Here is a 17,248-nt window from a genome sequence, read left to right as displayed (position 1 = left end):
GAAAAGATGGAATTTAACACTTTATTATTATTCGCACTGACTGTACTACCGCTTATATGTACACCTGGCCCTGATATCCTTTTTATTTCATCCCAAGGGCTATCAGGGGGAATGAAATCAGCGTGGATTGCGAATGCAGGCGTCATTTCTGGCTATTTAACCCATGCAGTACTGAGTGCATTAGGGCTTGCTACTTTAGTATCAACATCCCCCCTTTTATTTCATTTACTTAAATGGGTTGGTGTTGCCTATATCAGTTATCTTGCCGTTAAAATGTTAATATCTGCCTGCAAAAAAGGACAATTAGTCCTTGATGCCACAAAAATCTCATCGTTATTTCGTAAAGGTTTTTTAACCAGTTTTCTTAATCCTAAAGGTTTATTAGTTTATCTCGCTATTTTACCAAACTTTATTGATAATCATAATGATGTAGCAACACAATCATTACTGTTATCTGCGATATTTATCACGACTTGCTTAATTATTTATGGTCTTCTTGGTACCTTTTTTGCGTATATTGGCTTAAAAGGTGGATTGAGTGATAAACGCCGTCGTTATAATGAGGGTATTGCAGGTGGATTACTCACCTTTGCTGCCGTTAATCTGGCTTTAAATTAGCCATAATCCTAAACACTATTAATTATTCTAGTCAGTATTTGACCACAAAAGTGCCCTTATTTTAGTGGTCGAATATCTGCCCATAATAATTGGCAATTGGCAGTTAATGGTCTTATTTCGCCTTCACGAATATCCGGTAACCACCAAGCTCCCTGTCCTTTCGATAAACGCTGGCAAGTTGCACCCGTTAATGTCCATTCACCTTTCGTCACATAAATTAAGCCTGCATGAGAACTTGGCAATATTCGTGGTTGTGTCACTAGCGTTGTTTCGGCTTTCCAACATGTTCTACGAACCATAATATTTAAACATTTTACGCCACCTTTAATTAATTCAGATTTAACATGTATATCACCTGAAAAATCAAAGGATTGATAAGTGTTTGTGACAGAATGACTTAAAAATCCTGGGCTATTTAAATTAAGACCATTACCTTCTAATAATACCATTTGCCGATCAATATCAGGAAACTGCCCTAATGAGCCATTATCTTCAATCGAGGTTAGACACGCACGCCATGAAAAGTCTTTACTAACAGGCCAACAAACGATTTCTTGTGTTGTGCCTTTTTGATTATTCCATTGAATAAACGGTAACTCTTGCTGATCAAAACAACGTAGCTTCATTGTATCCTCCTGCAATATCTGGCTAGTTAGTCTGATAATGAGGTTAAGATTTAATCATTGGAGATTACCGTTCATAAATCAATAGCTAACTTTTAAAAATGTGCGCTAACATCTGCTATTTACGCCGTAATTTTCTGCATCCTTCACCGATAATTTCCATTCCTTTTTCTGTCCGACTATTCCACTGAAAGGAGGAATTTAAACGAAAGGCATGGTTAAATTGGGAACTGGTAGAAAACATTGATCCCGGTGCAATACTGACGCCCCTTTCCAAAGCAAAGTGATAAAGTTTATTAGCATCGAATTCAGATTCAAATTCTAGCCATAAAAAATAACCGCCAATTGGAATATTAACTTTCACATCTTCAGGTAGATGAGTTTGTATAGCTTGCAACATGCGATAACGTCTTTGTTCTAACAATAATCTTAAACGACGAAGATGCGTGTCATAACCGCCTTGCGATAAATAATCGGCAATCGCTTGTTGCGTTGGCATACTGGCTGATACCGTGCTCATCATCTGTAGCTGCTGTATTTTTGTTGCATGTTTTCCAGCTGCAACCCAACCAACGCGAAATCCTGGTGCAAGACATTTAGAAAACGAAGCACAATGTAATACGCTATTCGTTTTATCAAAACCTTTTACTGGCATTGGTGCTTTCTGGCTGTTATACAACTCACCATACACATCATCTTCAATAAGGGTTATCTGCTTTTTCGCTAATATATCCACCAGCTTAACTTTATTTTCATCAGGTATTGTTCCACCTAATGGATTTTGGCAATGGCTCATTAACCAACAGGCTTTAATATCATACTGCTCAACTACTTTTTCAAGTTCATCTAAACAAATCCCTGTCACGGGATCTGTTCTGATCGCAATCGCTTTTAAACGTAAACGTTCAATAGCTTGTAATGCGCCATAAAATGCAGGGGATTCAATAACGACCCAATCGCCCGGCTCAGTAACTGCTTGCAAGCTAAAACTTAATGACTCCATTGCACCCGCAGTGATGACAATTTCATCAGGAGAGACATGAATACCTTGTAAAGCATAACGTTGCGCAATGTTACGGCGTAACTTTTCATTCCCTGGTGGCAAATTAATGACGGAACTTTGAGGCGCTAAATGTCTTGCTGCTGACGCTAATGCACTACTCAATTTAGGCTGAATAAATAAACTTGGATCAGGAAATGCCGAACCAAAAGGAATAATATCGGGATCTTTACATGCTTGAAGTACATTAAAAATAGAAGTGCTGATTTCTACATTTTCACTCATGTGCAGCCCTTTACTGGCCGTCACTTGACCAAAACGCGTGTTACGATGCGCAACGTAATAACCCGATTGTGGTCGCGCCGTTATCCACCCTTGGCTTTCTAATAACTGATACGATTGTAAAACTGTCATTAAACTTAAACCTGATTGTTTCACCGTATCCCGTAATGAAGGTAAACGGTCGCCCGATTGCCAGATATTATCTTCAATCTGTTGGCGTATTTGCGCTGCAAGCTGTTCATATCGAGTCATATAAAACTGTTCACCTCAAAACTGTTATAGTCATTTTTAAACTTATTGTCACTATTATAGCTTACTGTCATATGGTCTACTAATCCACACGATTTACCTGCAATTTACATTTATATATCAATAAAACGAGGTTTTTATGCTTGGGTTAAGTGCCTTTGATTTGGCGCGTATCCAATTTGCGTTCACAGTTTCTTTCCATATTATCTTCCCCGCAATTACTATCGGACTGGCTAGCTTCTTAGCTGTATTGGAAGGTTTATGGTTAAAAACGCGCAATAAGGATTATTTAGCGTTATTTCATTTTTGGTCAAAAATATTCGCTGTTAACTTTGCTATGGGCGTGGTCTCTGGTTTGGTCATGGCTTACCAATTCGGAACCAACTGGAGCTTTTTCTCTGACTTTGCGGGCTCCATTACAGGCCCTTTACTAACTTATGAAGTCCTCACCGCCTTTTTCTTAGAAGCTGGGTTCTTAGGTGTCATGCTATTTGGTTGGAATAAAGTGGGCGAAAAACTCCACTTTTTTGCAACCTGCATGGTGGCATTAGGCACCTTAATGTCTACTTTTTGGATCTTGGCTTCAAATAGCTGGATGCAGACCCCACAAGGGTTTGAAATTATTAACAATCAAGTGGTGCCGGTAGACTGGATTGCCGTCATTTTTAATCCCTCTTTTCCTTATCGCCTTGCCCATATGGGGGTTGCTGCGTTCCTTGCTTCCGCTTTCTTTATTGCCGCCTCTGCAGCATGGCATTTACTGAAAGGTAATAAGACATCAGCAATGAAAAAGATGCTTTCAATGTCGTTGTGGATGATCTTAATTCTAGCACCAATTCAAGCACTCATTGGGGATGTTCATGGTTTAAATACCTTAAAACATCAACCTGCTAAAATTGCAGCCATTGAAGGCCATTGGGAAAATAAACCCGGTGAAGCCACCCCTTTAATTCTTTTTGGTATGCCTGATATGGATGCTGAAGAGACGAAATATAAAATAGAGATCCCTTATCTTGGCAGCATGATCCTTACTCATAGCTTAGAAAAACAAGTTCCAGCACTAAAAGAATTTCCTAAAGAAGACAGACCTAACTCACTCATTGTTTTCTGGTCATTCCGCATTATGGTTGGCCTTGGCATGTTAATGATTTTAGTCGGCGTTTGGGGAACATGGTTACGTTATAAGAATAAACTTTATGAATCTAAAGCTTTCTTACGCTTAACTTTCTTAATGGCACCTTCAGGACTTATCGCTATTCTTGCCGGTTGGTTTACCACCGAAGTAGGACGTCAACCTTGGGTTGTTTATGGCATTCAGCGAACACGAGATGCCGTATCTGCTCATGGCGAGATGCACATGAGTATAAGCTTGCTGGTCTTCTTTGTAGTTTATGGCTCCGTGTTCGGTATTGGATATGCCTATATGTTAAGACTGATCCGCAAAGGTACACCGGAGGTGCATCATGGGAATTGATTTGCCAGTCATTTGGTTCATCATCATTGTATTTAGTACATTAATGTACATTGTTATGGATGGTTTCGATCTTGGAATAGGTATGCTTTATCCTTTCATTAAAAGTAACCAAGATCGTGACTTAATGATGAATACCGTTGCCCCCGTGTGGGACGGTAATGAAACATGGTTAGTTTTGGGTGGTGCAGCATTATTTGGTGCTTTTCCACTTGCTTACGCCGTTATTCTTGACGCATTAGCAATGCCATTAACCTTAATGCTTGTTGCACTAATTTTTCGTGGTGTCGCTTTCGAATTTCGTTTTAAAGCCGATGACAATCACAAAGGATTTTGGGATAAAGCCTTTATCTTTGGTTCTATTCTAGCCACTTTTACACAAGGCATTGTCGTTGGGAGTGTTGTTCAAGGTTTACCGGTTGTGAATCGCACGTTTGCAGGCAGCTATTTTGATTGGTTATCTCCCTTTGCACTCTTTTGCGGTTTTGGCTTAGTTATCGCCTATTCATTATTAGGGTGTGGCTGGTTGATTATGAAAACTGAAGGCCATTTACAACAAAGCCTGTATAAAGTTGCTAAACCTCTAACATTGGTCATGCTTGCTGTTATTGCGGTTGTGAGTGCATGGACACCGTTAGCACAACCTACCATTGCTGAACGTTGGTTCTCTTTACCTAACCTATTCTTCTTTTTACCTGTTCCTCTTTTGGTGTTGTACAGCACTTGGTTGATTTTGCGCTCAGTAAAAAAACAAGGACACTATCTGCCTTTCTTTGGTGCACTGGCCTTAATTTTATTAGGTTTTGCCGGATTAGGTATCAGTATTTGGCCTAATATTATTCCGCCTGCCGTGAGTTTTGTAGAAGCATCTGCACCACCAGAAAGCCAAGGATTTATGCTTGTTGGTGCCCTATTTATTATTCCAATTATTCTTGTCTATACATTCTGGAGTTACTACGTTTTCAGAGGAAAAACCAATTATGAAGAAGGTTATCACTGATCCACAAATACAAAGCAAACCCTCATTATTAAAAAAATGGGGCTGGCTAATTACTATTTGGTTTTGTAGTGTTTTAGCCTTATTTGCAGTTTCTTCTCTTTTCCGGTTTTTAATGACGCTTGCAGGAATGAAAGTGAAGTAAAAGCAAAGCATACACAGCAATACAATAAAATAGCACCGCACGATATGGCGAGCTATAAAAGCGGAAAAAGGGCTGAGATTATTTTCAGCCCTTTTTATATTTAATGATAACAATCCTTTTATTACGCTATAACCGATGTGTTGTTACATTTGATGTAACACTTATTAGAGAGTGTACTTTTAATATCTCATCTTATAGTGATTGATTTATGCTTACATAAAAGAATGATAGAAATAAATACTTTTACTTTTCTATGATTAACTAAATTTAAACCAAACTCCTTGATAAAATAATCACAAATACATCATTTTTGATTAACGATAAGTGATAAACTCTTTTTTATTCATTTAATGCAATAATTAAAGATATAAACAATCCTATAAAAAGTCATCCTCTCTAAAAATAAAATAGAATGGGTGTTGAATTAGATTACTAAAGTAATTATGATACCGCCGCCTAGAGGTTCATATCAGTATTATTTTATAAAGACATGTTAGTGTCTCATTTAGATGTTACCCATATGATTAACTAAAAAATTGAGTCCATCTCCTTATTAAATATTGTGTGGTAGACGCTAATATCTTTCCAATATACATATTTTGATAATTTAGAATTATCTTAATTGCTAAGAAAGATGACCTAAACTAGGCTTACATTTTGTTGCTACTAAATTTAAGGATGAAGTCATGAATTGGTATTTAGAAGTTATTAAAAATAATTACGCTAACTTTTCTGGACGCGCTCGCAGAAAAGAATATTGGATGTTTACACTGATAAACACCATCATTATTACTATCCTGTATGCAATCATGTTTTCATCAATAGACATGAATACAGGTGAAATGGGCGGATTAGGTTCAATTATCAGTATTATTCTAGGTATTTATTCTTTAGCAATTATTGTGCCTAGCCTTGCGGTCACTATTCGCCGTTTCCACGATCAAGATAAATCAGGTTGGATGTTCTTACTTGCCTTTATCCCATTTGTTGGTGGATTAATCGTTTTTGTCTTTATGTGCCTTGAAGGAACTAAAGGCGACAACAGATTTGGCCCAGATCCTAAAGCTTAATCTACTGTTGATATAATATGATATACAGTGAGTACCCTATTTTATCAGTTTACTCACTGTATTTATTCCGTTTTTTCTTTATGACTCCCTCTCTTTTTTTAATCCTATTTTTTCTCTTTTAATTTCCCCTTCTCTGTTATTTTCCCACTGTTCTATTTTATTTTTTTGTGGTTCACTTATCTAATACTGTCTATTTAAGTATCAACATGACATTACCACCTGTTAATTCTCTTTATTATACTGATTTTTAAGTTTTTTCTTTTTTGAGAGTTTGAACTCAATCACACAATGATGAGTAAAGACTTCACTTCACTTTACTAAATCAATGTTAGTGTTGATAATGACTATCATTATTAATTGAAAATGATAATATCTACATCGATAAAACAATTAAATGAGTCAGGTAAAAAAACGTGAGTAATCCAAATACACCTCAAGAAAAAAACATTTATAAACCCGCGCCTCCTCGTCTAGTTCAAGTGAAACGTATTACTGACGTTACACCAGGAATGCGCTGCATCACTTTTACCAGTGATGATTTAGATACTTACCCAGCAGATACGGCTGGCGCACATCTGAAAATATTTTTGCCTTTAGAAGGTCAAGTTAAACCCACTGTACCTGGATTTTCTGAAAAAGGGCCCAAATGGCCTGAAGGCGAACCAAGATCGATTGTTCGTACTTATAGTGTTCGTGCAATTCGTCCTGAGCAAAAAGAGCTAGATATTGAATTTGCTGTTCATGATGATGCCGGCCCTGCTATTCATTTTGCGTTAAATGCTAAAGAAGGTGATTATATTGGTATCACGAATCCAGGTGGTCCAGATCCCTTATTAGCACCAGCTTCACATTATTATATGGCCGCAGATCCAAGCTCATTACCCGCACTAATGGCTTTAATTGAAACCATGAAACCCGATGTTCAAGGTAAAGTTGTTATACGTGTAGAAAATGAAGCACATCGCCAAGAAATTAAACACCCTAATGGCTTAGACATTATTTGGTTGATTGGCTCTGTTGAAGAACAGACTCAACACTTAATCAATGAATTTATGTCGTGGAAATTACCCGCTGAAGATGTTGCATTTTGGATTGCCGGTGAAGATAAAATTATTCGCGCATTAAGACGCCATATTCGCCGTGATAATGGTTATGATCGCAGTTTGATTTATGCCATTCCTTACTGGCGCTTTGGTTATGATGAAGAAGGCTATCATGCTGAACGTCATCATGTTATGGATAATGAAGATGTAAGTTAAGTGATAAATTAAAGATTAAACGTTGGCTATACAGGCTGCATATTAACTCCCTCAATAATATGCAGCCTTTTTTATTTATACAGAAATTCCTACATTCTCTTAGTCATTATAAGCAGCGAGTACATGCTGGCATAATGTAGAACGGACACAATCTTCTTGCATAAACTTAATCACACCCACTCGATTATTGGCTTCAAATCGAGCAAGCGCATCAGCTAATCCAGAATGCACACTAGAAGGTAAATCACACTGTGTAATATCTCCATTCACAACAACAGTGACATTTTCCCCCATTCTGGTTAGAAATAATTTCATTTGATTTACAGTAACGTTTTGCGCTTCATCTAAAATAACAAATGCATTTTCAAAGGTACGCCCTCGCATATAGGCAAAAGGCGCTATTTCGACTTTACCGATTTCGGGGCGTAAACAATATTGTAAGAATGAAGCGCCTAAACGTTTGACTAATACATCGTAAACAGGACGAAAGTAAGGTGCAAATTTCTCTGCAATATCTCCCGGTAAAAAACCTAAATCTTCATCTGCTTGTAAAACAGGCCGCGTAACAATAATCCGTTCTATTTCTTTATTAATTAAGGCATCAGCCGCCATTGCAGTACTCAAAAACGTTTTGCCGCATCCGGCTTCTCCTGTCGCAAAAATAAGATTTTGATGTTTAATGGCATTCATATATTGGCGTTGTATTTCATTGCGAGGAGAAAGTACTCTTTCATCACGCTTTTCTCTCGCCATACCTATGGTATTGATATCGCCAAATCCTGGTAAAACCATAACATTATCTCGATGTGCTCCGTTACGTTGTTCTTTACGTGAAGTGCGTTTATTTTCTCGGCGTAAACGTGTTGCTGCTTTTTGTCTACTCATAATGGTATTTACCCTTGTTAGTCTTCAAAAAGTCATCGATATCTCTTATTTGTATCCCTGTTACTTATCTATAAGTCCCCTTTAGACTTTATCTAACTGTAGAAAACAAAAAAACCGGTCACAATTCTGAACATTAACTATCAATGAGCGATTGTTGCCGGTTTTCTGTGGGTAACGTGATATTTCCGTTGCTTCTGTCATTCATATTCCCCATCATGGAGTTAGAGTGAAAATTAACGAAGCTTTGTGACAGTATAATGACAAAATAAAAATATTTTCAATATGATTGAAGTTGATAACAAGACAAAGTGAATATTAATCTAACAATGCACATTATTTAAGGGGAAATAAATGAATTTCTTACGATTACCCTTTGTTTATTGGTTACTACTGAATCTTATTCCATTTATTGGTTTTGAGCTTCATTCAGGTACGCTAAAGATGGGTTTCTTTTTCTATTTAGGTTTACTCACCGTCACCACATCTGGGATCTGGCTTTTTTATTGTCTCTCCTTTTTTATTAAACAGAAAACCTCCCCGAATCCAAATCATATACCTAAAGAATTAGTCACCAGCGGCCCTTATAAAATTAGCCGTAACCCAATGTATTTAGGATTTTTAGATATCAGTATTGGATTATTTTTTATTTTTGGTAATTGGGGATTTTTAGGTGCTGCGATTGCCTTCTTCTTGATTACTGACCGCTATACCATCGTACGTGAAGAAAAAATATTAAGTGAATTATTTCCACAAGCGTGGCAACAATATTGTCGCCACGTTCGTCGGTGGATGTAGTTACTCGTTAGTCAAAAAACTAAGGTTGTTTACAATTGTTGGCTAAACGATAGCCCGCTTTCGTGGCTTCATTTTCTGTTTTGAAATAGACCGCATTTTTATCTGACATGGTTTTATAACCCGAACAATGGGCAAAATGATAAATCTTGCTATTAATATTGCCTTTAATATCTACGGGCTGTACTGCGCTAGTTTGCTTTGGTGTTTCAACTTTAGCTTTAGTTACTGGCGTAGTATTTGATGCAGATAATCCGATTCCGCTATTTTTATGCCCTAATTGCCATTTCATTTCGCCTGTAACAAAGGGATTATGATAACCAACAACACGTGCTATACGATTATCACGCTCTTTTTCCCATGCCGTTGGTGGATAGGCATTATCCCAAGCCATTAATAATTGTTGTTGCTGACGTGACATCGAGAGATTATAGCGGTCATGTAAATAGAAATAGACCCTGGCGACTTGGCCTTTCACTTCATTGCGTGGCTCAAACGTACGCGAAGCAAAATCGACACGGCTGCGACATTGCCCATATTGATAAGGTGCTTGTGCAGGTAATTGTCCAAAGCTAAAATTGCTACGATCACCGTTAACTTCACCAATAGAGGGCGCTAAATTATGTAAGTCTGCTTCGATTTTGCCAAAAATAGGATCGCTTTTTACACATTGAGTTCGACCTCCATTTTGCCAACATTGACGCTGATGCCCAAACACCCATGCGGGAACAATATGCTCCCATTCAATACGCGCTGCTCTTGTTTGTTGCGTTCTCACTTGATATCCGCAACTGGCTAAATCAACACGCCCTCCCGATTTACCTACCCATTCCCAATCACAACCACAATAAATCGTTCCTTGTGATTTTTGATTTTGATCATAATAAATACGTTCTTTTGCTATCTCTTTCGCTTTCGTGAAATTTGTAGGGGCTTGTGCTTGAACATGTAATGTAATAATAAATAAACTCAACACAACCGCGGTATAGTGTAATATTTTTCTCAAAGTGGTATCTGCCTTACGCTTTATTTTATTAAACCAAATAAAAATTATCTTTAATAACCAACTGATAATCTTATTTTTATTTTATCTAATATTACCTTTTTTTGATTTATTTTGGGCAATCTTTCTTACTATTTTTTATATGAAAAATAAAACAATAAGCGTGAATGGTGATAGAAAAAGCCGTTATTCTCCACATTAACGTAAACGGGATTTGCTATGGTTTGTCCATCACTGATTTAGAGAGATTAAAAAAATGAATGAGAATATGCTGAATTTAATGGATGAATTAGTTGAAATAACAAAAAAGCATGCGAATAACGAAGATGTTAAAGCGCATGCAAGTTTGGAGTCTGAAAATAAATTACGGATCCAGATTATTATTTCTGACAAAAACGAACTAGATATTACATTAAATTCACTACAACACGCCATGTAAACAATTATACACTCGGACGCTTGCGATATAACCATAATCCCGGCAAGGATAGCCCGATAGAAAGCGCTCCGACAATAAATGAAGCTTTAAGGAAGTTCGTAACTAAAGCTTCAAAAATCTCCTCGCTATAGCCAATTTGTGTTAACTTCACCACCGAGATCATCGCGATATAAGCATTAATCCCAGGAAACATAGGAATAACCGCCGCAACAGTAAAGACTTTAGGATGTGCAAGCCACCAGCGTGACCATTGAATACCAATACAGCCCACTAAAATGGCAGCACAGAAACTGGCCCATTCAATGTTCATTCCACTCATCATTAAGATTGTGCGTGAACCATGCCCTATTGCCCCTAATAACGCACAATATTTTAGTGCCCGCAAAGGGACATTAAATACCATTGCAAAACCCACTGCTGGAATAGCTGCTAAAATCATGTCTTCAATAAGGGTAAGGATAATCGTTATTATGCCCAATCTCTTAACTCCCATACCGCCATCGCTAAAATAACCCCTAAACACGTCGCTAACGTCAACATTGTTGCCATCGCCCAACGGGCTAATCCTGTATTAACATGCCCTTTAAACATATCAGCAACCGCATTAATTAAAGGAAATCCGGGAACAAGCAATAAGACACTGGCGGCCATTGAAATAGTTGCGGTTGTTTGAAAGTAGGAAAGTTTTAATAATAAACCTGAAACAGACGTAGCAACAAAAGCGGTAATACAGAAATTAATTAATGGATTTATTTGACGATGCGTTAATGCTTGTCGTACAAACATCCCTAATCCACCGCCAATAGAAGAGACTAAAAAACCATCCCAATTGCCCCCATTTAATTTTGAGAAACAACCGCAAGATAAGGCAACCATAAAAATAATCGCCCAACGTGGGTAACGTAATGGTTTTATATGTTCAAAGCGCTTTCTTGCTTCGTGAATATCCGCGAGGTGATGCTCCACCAAAATCACAATATGCTGAACTTCTGTCACAACATGCATATTAATACCACGATCAACAATCTTTCGTGTGGATGTTTGACAATGCCCATTAACGATCGTTGTTAATACCACTGCATTAGCAGAAATTGCACTTTCAACTTGATGTACACCTAACGCTAAACCGAGACGGGTTGAAAGTTGCTCAACTAGCATACTTTCTGCACCATGTTGCAATAACAACAAGGCAGTTTGAATACATAATTTGGTAATTTCACGCTGTTTATCTTGTGAAATGGCTGAGCAGTCAGCCATTATCTCATTGTCCATACCATGCCTTAGTTTTAATCAAAAACGAGCTATTGCTAATATAAAGTTTATCAGCATAGTCTGTTTTTCGCTCTATCATCTTTCAAGACTATTATGAACAAATAAAATATTTAAGGCTGTAGGTAGATCAATTTTTGTTTACTCACTCACTTATTAGTAAAATCTGCTTTTTTTAGAAAAAACAGTTAAATAATATATAAAATAATAAAGGCGACAACGTATTTGGCGCCCAAAATAATGTATTACGTCATTTTATCGTAGAAGTTAATTACTCAACCAATTCATTAGCTTTAACATACGATTCATCCAGCGTTTCTGCAACAAATACGGGAACACCGTAAACAGCAGAAATAACAGTCGAGAGTTGCACCAGTTGCTCTTTATCATTTTTTTGTGGATCTGCTGTCATTATCATACCAGCACAATTTTCACTAAGCAGTGCCTTACCCTCTTTTAGCCAACGCCTTACGGCTTTCATACCGTCCATATCTTCTTTTTTATGCTCTTTCTCTTTTTTATTAATGGATGGGTAAATCAATACAAATTTTTGTTTTTCACTTAGTACAACATCCATTTCAGAAGTCCAGTTATTGGCATCATCCAGCGTTTCTGGAAATATTTTCATGGTAATAACAGGAAATTTCTCAACATCCATGACAATAAAATTTTGGTTATTCAACATAACACTTATCTCTCATTAAAAAATAACAAGCTCCACTTTAGAATGCCTATCATTCTCAATCAATGAAGTTCCTTATGTTTACATAAAAACCGCATTAATAAACAATTGCGCCCTATCTATCTTTTTTTATCTAGTATTGAGATGAAAATGTATATCCGAAATGATAAATAATTTTTTATAAACCAAGGTGAAAAAGCCCCTAAATAACTTAGGGGCTTTAGCTATTTTTTTACTTTTATGAGAAATTTTAGCGGACAACTAATACAGATTGTTTTGCATAAGCAACAATACCTGATGCATTTGAACCTAATAGATGTGTTGAAATACTTGGACGGCGTGAGCCAATCACAATCAAATCAGCATTAATTTTTTCAGCCAGCTCTAAAACTTTATCTCTTGCAGATCCAAAAACAGCAGAATACTCAACTTGCTCATTAGGCAAATCAATACTATCAGCTAATTCTTGCAGTTGTTCTTGTACACGCTCTAGTGCTTTATTTGCAAAAGAACTTAGCATGTCATAATGGTAGCTATAGCTAATAGAGAAACGTGAAATATCAGGAATAGCATGGAAAAGATGCAGTTTTGCGCCTTCTAATTTAGCAATATAAACAGCGTGTTGTAACGCTTTAGTGGTTAACTCATCTTCTGAAATATCAACAGGTACTAGAATTGTCTTGTACATAGCAACTCCTCATTATCAGATTATTGTCTGTTTATTATTGTAGCGTTAAACCCACAGCTTGCTTATTTAATCTTCCTCAAGATGCCATTTATGCAATTGTCGATGAATAAAAGGTGTCACAACTAACCCAATTGATAAAATAAAAACACACTGAAGAAATAATCCATAAATCGCAATAAAAAAGCGCCCTGTTGGGGTTGCAGGTGCTGGCTCTACTGGTTGCCCACTTAACATGGATATTGCATTTAACGAGGACTCCATAAAACTATGTCCTTCAATTAAATAAAACCCTAATACACCAGGTAATAACCCTAAAAAAAAGAAAATAGAGCCAATTACATAATAGCGTAAGATGCGTAGAATAAAATGATCGAGCCTTAAAAGTTCTTGGGTAAATTTTTCCATTCTTATTCACTCTATAGACTGTTTACTCAATCAACTGCTTATTGAATAAATAAGATAAACTACGCAAAAAAAAGTAAAAAATATGCTACGAGGAAAACTCATAGCATATTAATGAATAGCTTAACGAACAACTAAAACTGAAATTTCAGCATAACGAACCACACCCGCGGCTGTTGAGCCTAATAGGTGAGTACTGATATTCGGTCGGCGTGAACCAATCACAATTAAATCTGATTGGATCTCTTTTGCTGTTACTAAAATTTCATCACGCGGTGAGCCAAAAGTAACCGTATAAGCGACCTTTTCAGCAGGTAAATCCACCGAATCTACCAACATTTGCATATCATTTTCTGCTTTCACCGTCGCTTTGTCTTTAATTTCTGGATAACCCAGTGAATAAGCATTAATGATTGCCGAAGAGATAGGAAGAACATGAATTAAATGTAAATTAGCTCCGGTTTCTTTTGCTAAATACACAGCATGTCGTACCGCTTTACTGGTTAACTCTTCTTCAACAATATCAATAGGCACTAAAATCGTTTTATACATAATAACTCCTCTCAACTCTCCATTTGCCTTAATCCTATCGCAATAACCTAAAGATTACTGTGAGTGAATTAACTAAAAACGCCGAATCTCATTATAAACCTACTTTAATTATTAATACGTTAAGCTAAAAAGTAAAAGATCTTATTCAAAATAGTGTATATTGTGTCGCTATGTTAATGAGTGGAGTTGGTTACGAATATTGCGGATAGTATCAATTAATTCTGATGCCGTTAATCCTATTGGCCCAATACCCTTTTCAACTAAAATATCAGCCGCCATCCCATGTATCCAAACAGCACTTTTTACCGCATCTGACATCGTCATTCCTTGCGCTAAAAAACTCCCCATAACACCCGTTAATACATCACCACTTCCTGCCGTTGATAAACCGCTATTACCTGTTGTATTGATTGTTATCTCCCCAGTTGGAGAAGTAATAACCGTATTTTGCCCTTTTATAATGGCCCAACAATGGTAAAGCGTTGCAATTTCTTTCGCTGAACCTTCTCGATCATTTTGAATATCTCGCAATGTGCAATTAAGTAAAATAGCCGCTTCTTTGGGATGTGGCGTTAGCACACAGTATTGATTAAGCGATATGGGGGATTTTAATTTCGCCATCAGTACCAATGCATCGGCATCAAAAACATAAGGTTTATCGTCAATACGTTGTGCTAAAATCGTTGATAAAATACATTCAGAGTCTGTCGATAATCCTAAACCACAGCCGATTGCCCATGCGGAAATCGCTTGCTGATTGATCAATGCAAATGCTGTTTTTAGCATTAATTCTGGCGCGCTATCAATAAAAGGAAGAGGTAATTGCGATTGTGCAAAACCAAGAAATACTTTTCCACACCCTGCTTTTAATGCACTTTTTCCTGCTAATACAATAGCGCCGCTCATTCCCTCGGCACTCCCAATAACGCCTAATGTACCAAACGTTCCTTTATGTGTATTTCCCGTTTTACGCTGACAAAGTGCAGGATATTGCGTTATTGCATATAATAGTTGTTCTTTTTTCATCTTACTTTTTCCTTCACCATTTCCTGCATTTTTTCTTATTGCTAATCGTGATGGATTTTCCATGCTCTGTTACACTCAATCTTTAAAGTATAGCGTGATTTCAACGAATAAACGGGACGGCGTATTATTTGTCTAATTGTTATACTAACAATTTCAATCTTATAAAATGCTTTAGTTATAGCTATTCATACCTCACCAAGACTTTGCTATTCTATTGACCTAATTTGATATGATACGTAATTAAAGACAAAGGAAAGTAGATAATGAACGAGAAATTTAAAACACAAGCAGATGTTGAGACCTTAGCCGAAGAAGTGGCATGCCTAAAAACCTTAGTCACTTATATGTTAAAGGCATTAGGTCAAGCCGATGCTGGCCGTATTATTTTAAATATTGAACGTGCTATTAATGAAGTTGATGACGAAAAACACGCTGAGACATTCCGCAATACAATTAGCCAAATTAAGACAGCTTACCGTCAATAATTAATTGATTTTTGATATTGAGTACTAGCACATATTTTCAATCTATTTTCTAAACTTTTTGTGCTGCACAAATAAACAAAATTTAGTTTTAAATTTCTATATACTCAATCTCGAAATAAACCATTCTTTATTCATTTAGCTACCCCTCTACCCTTATAGAGGGGATTTTTTTCTCTTCTTTTCATTTTCCTCATTAAATTATTTTCTTGTCGTATTAATGATAATTTTTTCTCTGACACACTATTTTCATTGTATGAAAGGTATAGAACACTCTTTTTGTTAAGTATTTTTAATGTTAATCAGTTCAAATCTATAAAAATAAAAAATACACTATCATATACATAATGATTATAAAATAACCTATATAATACAATACATTAAAGTTATTTAAATGTTAATAAAATATAGCTTTGCTATTTTATATTCTTATTTTTATATTTAAACTTTTATTTTCTCATTTTTAATGCAAATAAATATAAGTATCATAAAATGTAAATAAAGATAAATCCTAATATTCTTTCTTAAAAGACGTTCTCTTTATTGCATATTATTCGACGTTATTAGGTTGTAGAACTCTAGATTATTATCTTTAAAGACAATAAGAACAATAAGATCGCGCTTATTAAGGTTAATAATATTAATTATTTATATTTTTACACTTATTCTGATTTATCGTCATTAGTGTTTGTATGTTACACTCAATCCGTACGCACTAAAAAATAAACCATGAGGCTTTATAATGAAACCACTTCTCTTATCTCTGCTGTTATTACCTGCTGTTGCATTTGCTAACCCAACTAAAATGGCAGACGACTACTGCGATACGTTTAAAGATATCTCAATCAAAGCTTATGACACTAAAGAACCTGCTGAGAAAATTGCAAAAGAAGCTGTCGCATCATTAAATGCAAAGAAATTTGATTTTGCAAAATTAGAAGCAACTGAAGCACAATTTACTGAAGGCACCATCGAAGTTGTTAATTCTTTACGTGATGCAAAAGCTGAAATTGGCTCTCGTGCTGAATTTCAAGAAGGCCTAACACAAATTGTTGCCGCATGTAAAATTCAAATGGTCTCTGCATTAAAAGAACAAGAAAAATAATTCTCTCATCAACAAAATGAGTAGCAATCAATTTAAAGAGTAGAAATTATCCTGCTCTTTTTTATTTAGCCCTCTCCATCACTTATTCATCTTCTCTTATTCTTCCCTTTTGCTTTTCATTTCTCTTTTTTTCTTTCTCTATAACTAACTCTCTATACTCTAAATAATTCAAGATGTAGCTAGGCGACAAATGAATGAGTCGCTAGGAG

At 36.3% G+C, this 17,248-nt stretch carries 20 protein-coding genes and 1 pseudogene; 10 read left to right on the top strand and 11 right to left on the bottom strand.

Annotated features, from left to right (window positions below; all coding sequences use genetic code 11):
• Window positions 1-6: 6 nt before the first annotated feature.
• Window positions 7-618, top strand: coding sequence for a LysE family translocator (locus INT39_RS00105; protein WP_193016487.1), 612 nt, complete (start codon window positions 7-9; stop codon window positions 616-618).
• A 56-nt stretch (window positions 619-674) separates the two neighbouring features.
• Here INT39_RS00105 and INT39_RS00100 read toward each other — a convergent pair whose 3' ends face one another.
• The gene (locus tag INT39_RS00100; RefSeq protein ID WP_193016486.1) at window positions 675-1,244 is read right to left on the bottom strand and encodes a HutD family protein; all 570 of its coding nucleotides are present in this window, start codon (window positions 1,242-1,244) and stop codon (window positions 675-677) included.
• A 115-nt stretch (window positions 1,245-1,359) separates the two neighbouring features.
• Window positions 1,360-2,775 carry a PLP-dependent aminotransferase family protein gene (locus INT39_RS00095; protein ID WP_193016485.1) on the bottom strand — a complete coding sequence of 472 codons (1,416 nt, stop codon included), beginning with the start codon at window positions 2,773-2,775 and terminating at the stop codon, window positions 1,360-1,362.
• A 136-nt stretch (window positions 2,776-2,911) separates the two neighbouring features.
• Here INT39_RS00095 and INT39_RS00090 point away from each other — a divergent pair.
• The 5 genes and pseudogenes from INT39_RS00090 to INT39_RS00070 form a co-directional block, all read left to right on the top strand.
• A pseudogene (locus INT39_RS00090) lies at window positions 2,912-4,240 on the top strand (cytochrome ubiquinol oxidase subunit I); the annotation flags it as partial.
• On the top strand, window positions 4,236-5,243 hold the full coding sequence (gene cydB / locus INT39_RS00085) for a cytochrome d ubiquinol oxidase subunit II (RefSeq protein WP_193016483.1): 1,008 nt from the start codon (window positions 4,236-4,238) through the stop codon (window positions 5,241-5,243). The pseudogene INT39_RS00090 and the gene cydB, both read left to right, overlap by 5 nt.
• On the top strand, window positions 5,224-5,385 hold the full coding sequence (locus tag INT39_RS00080) for a DUF2474 domain-containing protein (protein WP_109372179.1): 162 nt from the start codon (window positions 5,224-5,226) through the stop codon (window positions 5,383-5,385). Before cydB ends, INT39_RS00080 begins: the two co-directional genes overlap by 20 nt.
• A 686-nt stretch (window positions 5,386-6,071) precedes the next feature.
• Window positions 6,072-6,455, top strand: coding sequence for a DUF805 domain-containing protein (locus INT39_RS00075; protein ID WP_193016482.1), 384 nt, complete (start codon window positions 6,072-6,074; stop codon window positions 6,453-6,455).
• A gap of 413 nt (window positions 6,456-6,868) precedes the next feature.
• The gene (locus INT39_RS00070) at window positions 6,869-7,714 is read left to right on the top strand and encodes a siderophore-interacting protein (protein WP_193016481.1); all 846 of its coding nucleotides are present in this window, start codon (window positions 6,869-6,871) and stop codon (window positions 7,712-7,714) included.
• A 99-nt stretch (window positions 7,715-7,813) separates the two neighbouring features.
• Here the strand turns inward: INT39_RS00070 and phoH are convergent, their stop codons facing one another.
• Window positions 7,814-8,599, bottom strand: a complete 786-nt coding sequence (phoH, locus tag INT39_RS00065) for a phosphate starvation-inducible protein PhoH (protein WP_193016480.1) — start codon at window positions 8,597-8,599, stop codon at window positions 7,814-7,816.
• Between the two features lie 351 nt (window positions 8,600-8,950).
• Here phoH and INT39_RS00060 point away from each other — a divergent pair, with 351 nt between their 5' ends.
• On the top strand, window positions 8,951-9,394 hold the full coding sequence (locus INT39_RS00060) for a methyltransferase family protein (protein ID WP_193016479.1): 444 nt from the start codon (window positions 8,951-8,953) through the stop codon (window positions 9,392-9,394).
• 19 nt (window positions 9,395-9,413) lie between these two features.
• Here INT39_RS00060 and INT39_RS00055 read toward each other — a convergent pair whose 3' ends face one another.
• Window positions 9,414-10,397, bottom strand: a complete 984-nt coding sequence (locus INT39_RS00055) for an endonuclease (RefSeq protein ID WP_226894093.1) — start codon at window positions 10,395-10,397, stop codon at window positions 9,414-9,416.
• Window positions 10,398-10,650: 253 nt separating this feature from the next.
• Between INT39_RS00055 and INT39_RS00050 the strand changes: the two genes are divergently transcribed.
• Window positions 10,651-10,833 (top strand): hypothetical protein, encoded by a 183-nt coding sequence (locus tag INT39_RS00050; protein ID WP_036912881.1) that lies wholly within the window; start codon window positions 10,651-10,653, stop codon window positions 10,831-10,833.
• A 4-nt stretch (window positions 10,834-10,837) separates the two neighbouring features.
• Here the strand turns inward: INT39_RS00050 and INT39_RS00045 are convergent, their stop codons facing one another.
• The 7 genes from INT39_RS00045 to INT39_RS00015 all read right to left on the bottom strand — a co-directional run bounded on the left by INT39_RS00045 (window position 10,838) and on the right by INT39_RS00015 (window position 15,515).
• Window positions 10,838-11,311 (bottom strand): threonine/serine exporter, encoded by a 474-nt coding sequence (locus tag INT39_RS00045; RefSeq protein WP_193016478.1) that lies wholly within the window; start codon window positions 11,309-11,311, stop codon window positions 10,838-10,840.
• Window positions 11,302-12,090 (bottom strand): threonine/serine ThrE exporter family protein, encoded by a 789-nt coding sequence (locus INT39_RS00040; RefSeq protein ID WP_226944447.1) that lies wholly within the window; start codon window positions 12,088-12,090, stop codon window positions 11,302-11,304. The genes INT39_RS00045 and INT39_RS00040 overlap by 10 nt, the downstream gene beginning before the upstream one ends.
• A gap of 283 nt (window positions 12,091-12,373) precedes the next feature.
• Entirely contained in the window at window positions 12,374-12,787 is a 414-nt protein-coding gene (locus INT39_RS00035; RefSeq protein ID WP_193016476.1) for a hypothetical protein, read from the bottom strand.
• Window positions 12,788-13,034: 247 nt separating this feature from the next.
• Complete coding sequence (locus INT39_RS00030) at window positions 13,035-13,472, bottom strand: universal stress protein (RefSeq protein WP_193016475.1); 438 nt, start codon at window positions 13,470-13,472, stop codon at window positions 13,035-13,037.
• Between the two features lie 66 nt (window positions 13,473-13,538).
• On the bottom strand, window positions 13,539-13,877 hold the full coding sequence (locus INT39_RS00025; RefSeq protein WP_075674296.1) for a hypothetical protein: 339 nt from the start codon (window positions 13,875-13,877) through the stop codon (window positions 13,539-13,541).
• 120 nt (window positions 13,878-13,997) lie between these two features.
• Entirely contained in the window at window positions 13,998-14,426 is a 429-nt protein-coding gene (locus tag INT39_RS00020; RefSeq protein ID WP_193016474.1) for a universal stress protein, read from the bottom strand.
• 168 nt (window positions 14,427-14,594) lie between these two features.
• A complete protein-coding gene (locus INT39_RS00015; protein ID WP_226894092.1) occupies window positions 14,595-15,515 on the bottom strand; it encodes an NAD(P)H-hydrate dehydratase in 921 nt (306 codons plus the stop codon).
• 200 nt (window positions 15,516-15,715) lie between these two features.
• On the opposite strand from INT39_RS00015, the gene INT39_RS00010 reads away from it, so the two are divergent.
• Together INT39_RS00010 and INT39_RS00005 are read left to right on the top strand one after the other, a co-directional pair.
• Complete coding sequence (locus INT39_RS00010; protein ID WP_193016473.1) at window positions 15,716-15,937, top strand: DUF2594 family protein; 222 nt, start codon at window positions 15,716-15,718, stop codon at window positions 15,935-15,937.
• Between the two features lie 739 nt (window positions 15,938-16,676).
• Window positions 16,677-17,039, top strand: coding sequence for a hypothetical protein (locus tag INT39_RS00005; protein WP_193016472.1), 363 nt, complete (start codon window positions 16,677-16,679; stop codon window positions 17,037-17,039).
• Window positions 17,040-17,248 lie beyond the last annotated feature (209 nt).

The sequence above is a fragment of the Pseudomonas sp. FME51 genome (assembly GCF_014897305.1).
This window is presented reverse-complemented; position numbering and strand designations above follow the sequence as displayed.

Bases quoted from the DNA above. Each gene is read 5' to 3' on its own strand.
- INT39_RS00080 (WP_109372179.1), top strand. From the start codon at position 5,224: ATGAAGAAGGTTATCACTGATCCACAAATACAAAGCAAACCCTCATTA.
- phoH (WP_193016480.1), bottom strand. From the start codon at position 8,599: ATGAGTAGACAAAAAGCAGCAACACGTTTACGCCGAGAAAATAAACGC.
- INT39_RS00020 (WP_193016474.1), bottom strand. From the start codon at position 14,426: ATGTATAAAACGATTTTAGTGCCTATTGATATTGTTGAAGAAGAGTTA.
- INT39_RS00035 (WP_193016476.1), bottom strand. From the start codon at position 12,787: ATGTTGAATAACCAAAATTTTATTGTCATGGATGTTGAGAAATTTCCT.
- INT39_RS00025 (WP_075674296.1), bottom strand. From the start codon at position 13,877: ATGGAAAAATTTACCCAAGAACTTTTAAGGCTCGATCATTTTATTCTA.
- INT39_RS00010 (WP_193016473.1), top strand. From the start codon at position 15,716: ATGAACGAGAAATTTAAAACACAAGCAGATGTTGAGACCTTAGCCGAA.
- INT39_RS00015 (WP_226894092.1), bottom strand. From the start codon at position 15,515: ATGGAAAATCCATCACGATTAGCAATAAGAAAAAATGCAGGAAATGGT.
- INT39_RS00040 (WP_226944447.1), bottom strand. From the start codon at position 12,090: ATGGCTGACTGCTCAGCCATTTCACAAGATAAACAGCGTGAAATTACC.
- INT39_RS00100 (WP_193016486.1), bottom strand. From the start codon at position 1,244: ATGAAGCTACGTTGTTTTGATCAGCAAGAGTTACCGTTTATTCAATGG.
- INT39_RS00030 (WP_193016475.1), bottom strand. From the start codon at position 13,472: ATGTACAAGACAATTCTAGTACCTGTTGATATTTCAGAAGATGAGTTA.
- INT39_RS00095 (WP_193016485.1), bottom strand. From the start codon at position 2,775: ATGACTCGATATGAACAGCTTGCAGCGCAAATACGCCAACAGATTGAA.
- INT39_RS00050 (WP_036912881.1), top strand. From the start codon at position 10,651: ATGAATGAGAATATGCTGAATTTAATGGATGAATTAGTTGAAATAACA.
- INT39_RS00075 (WP_193016482.1), top strand. From the start codon at position 6,072: ATGAATTGGTATTTAGAAGTTATTAAAAATAATTACGCTAACTTTTCT.
- INT39_RS00060 (WP_193016479.1), top strand. From the start codon at position 8,951: ATGAATTTCTTACGATTACCCTTTGTTTATTGGTTACTACTGAATCTT.
- INT39_RS00105 (WP_193016487.1), top strand. From the start codon at position 7: ATGGAATTTAACACTTTATTATTATTCGCACTGACTGTACTACCGCTT.
- cydB (WP_193016483.1), top strand. From the start codon at position 4,236: ATGGGAATTGATTTGCCAGTCATTTGGTTCATCATCATTGTATTTAGT.
- INT39_RS00005 (WP_193016472.1), top strand. From the start codon at position 16,677: ATGAAACCACTTCTCTTATCTCTGCTGTTATTACCTGCTGTTGCATTT.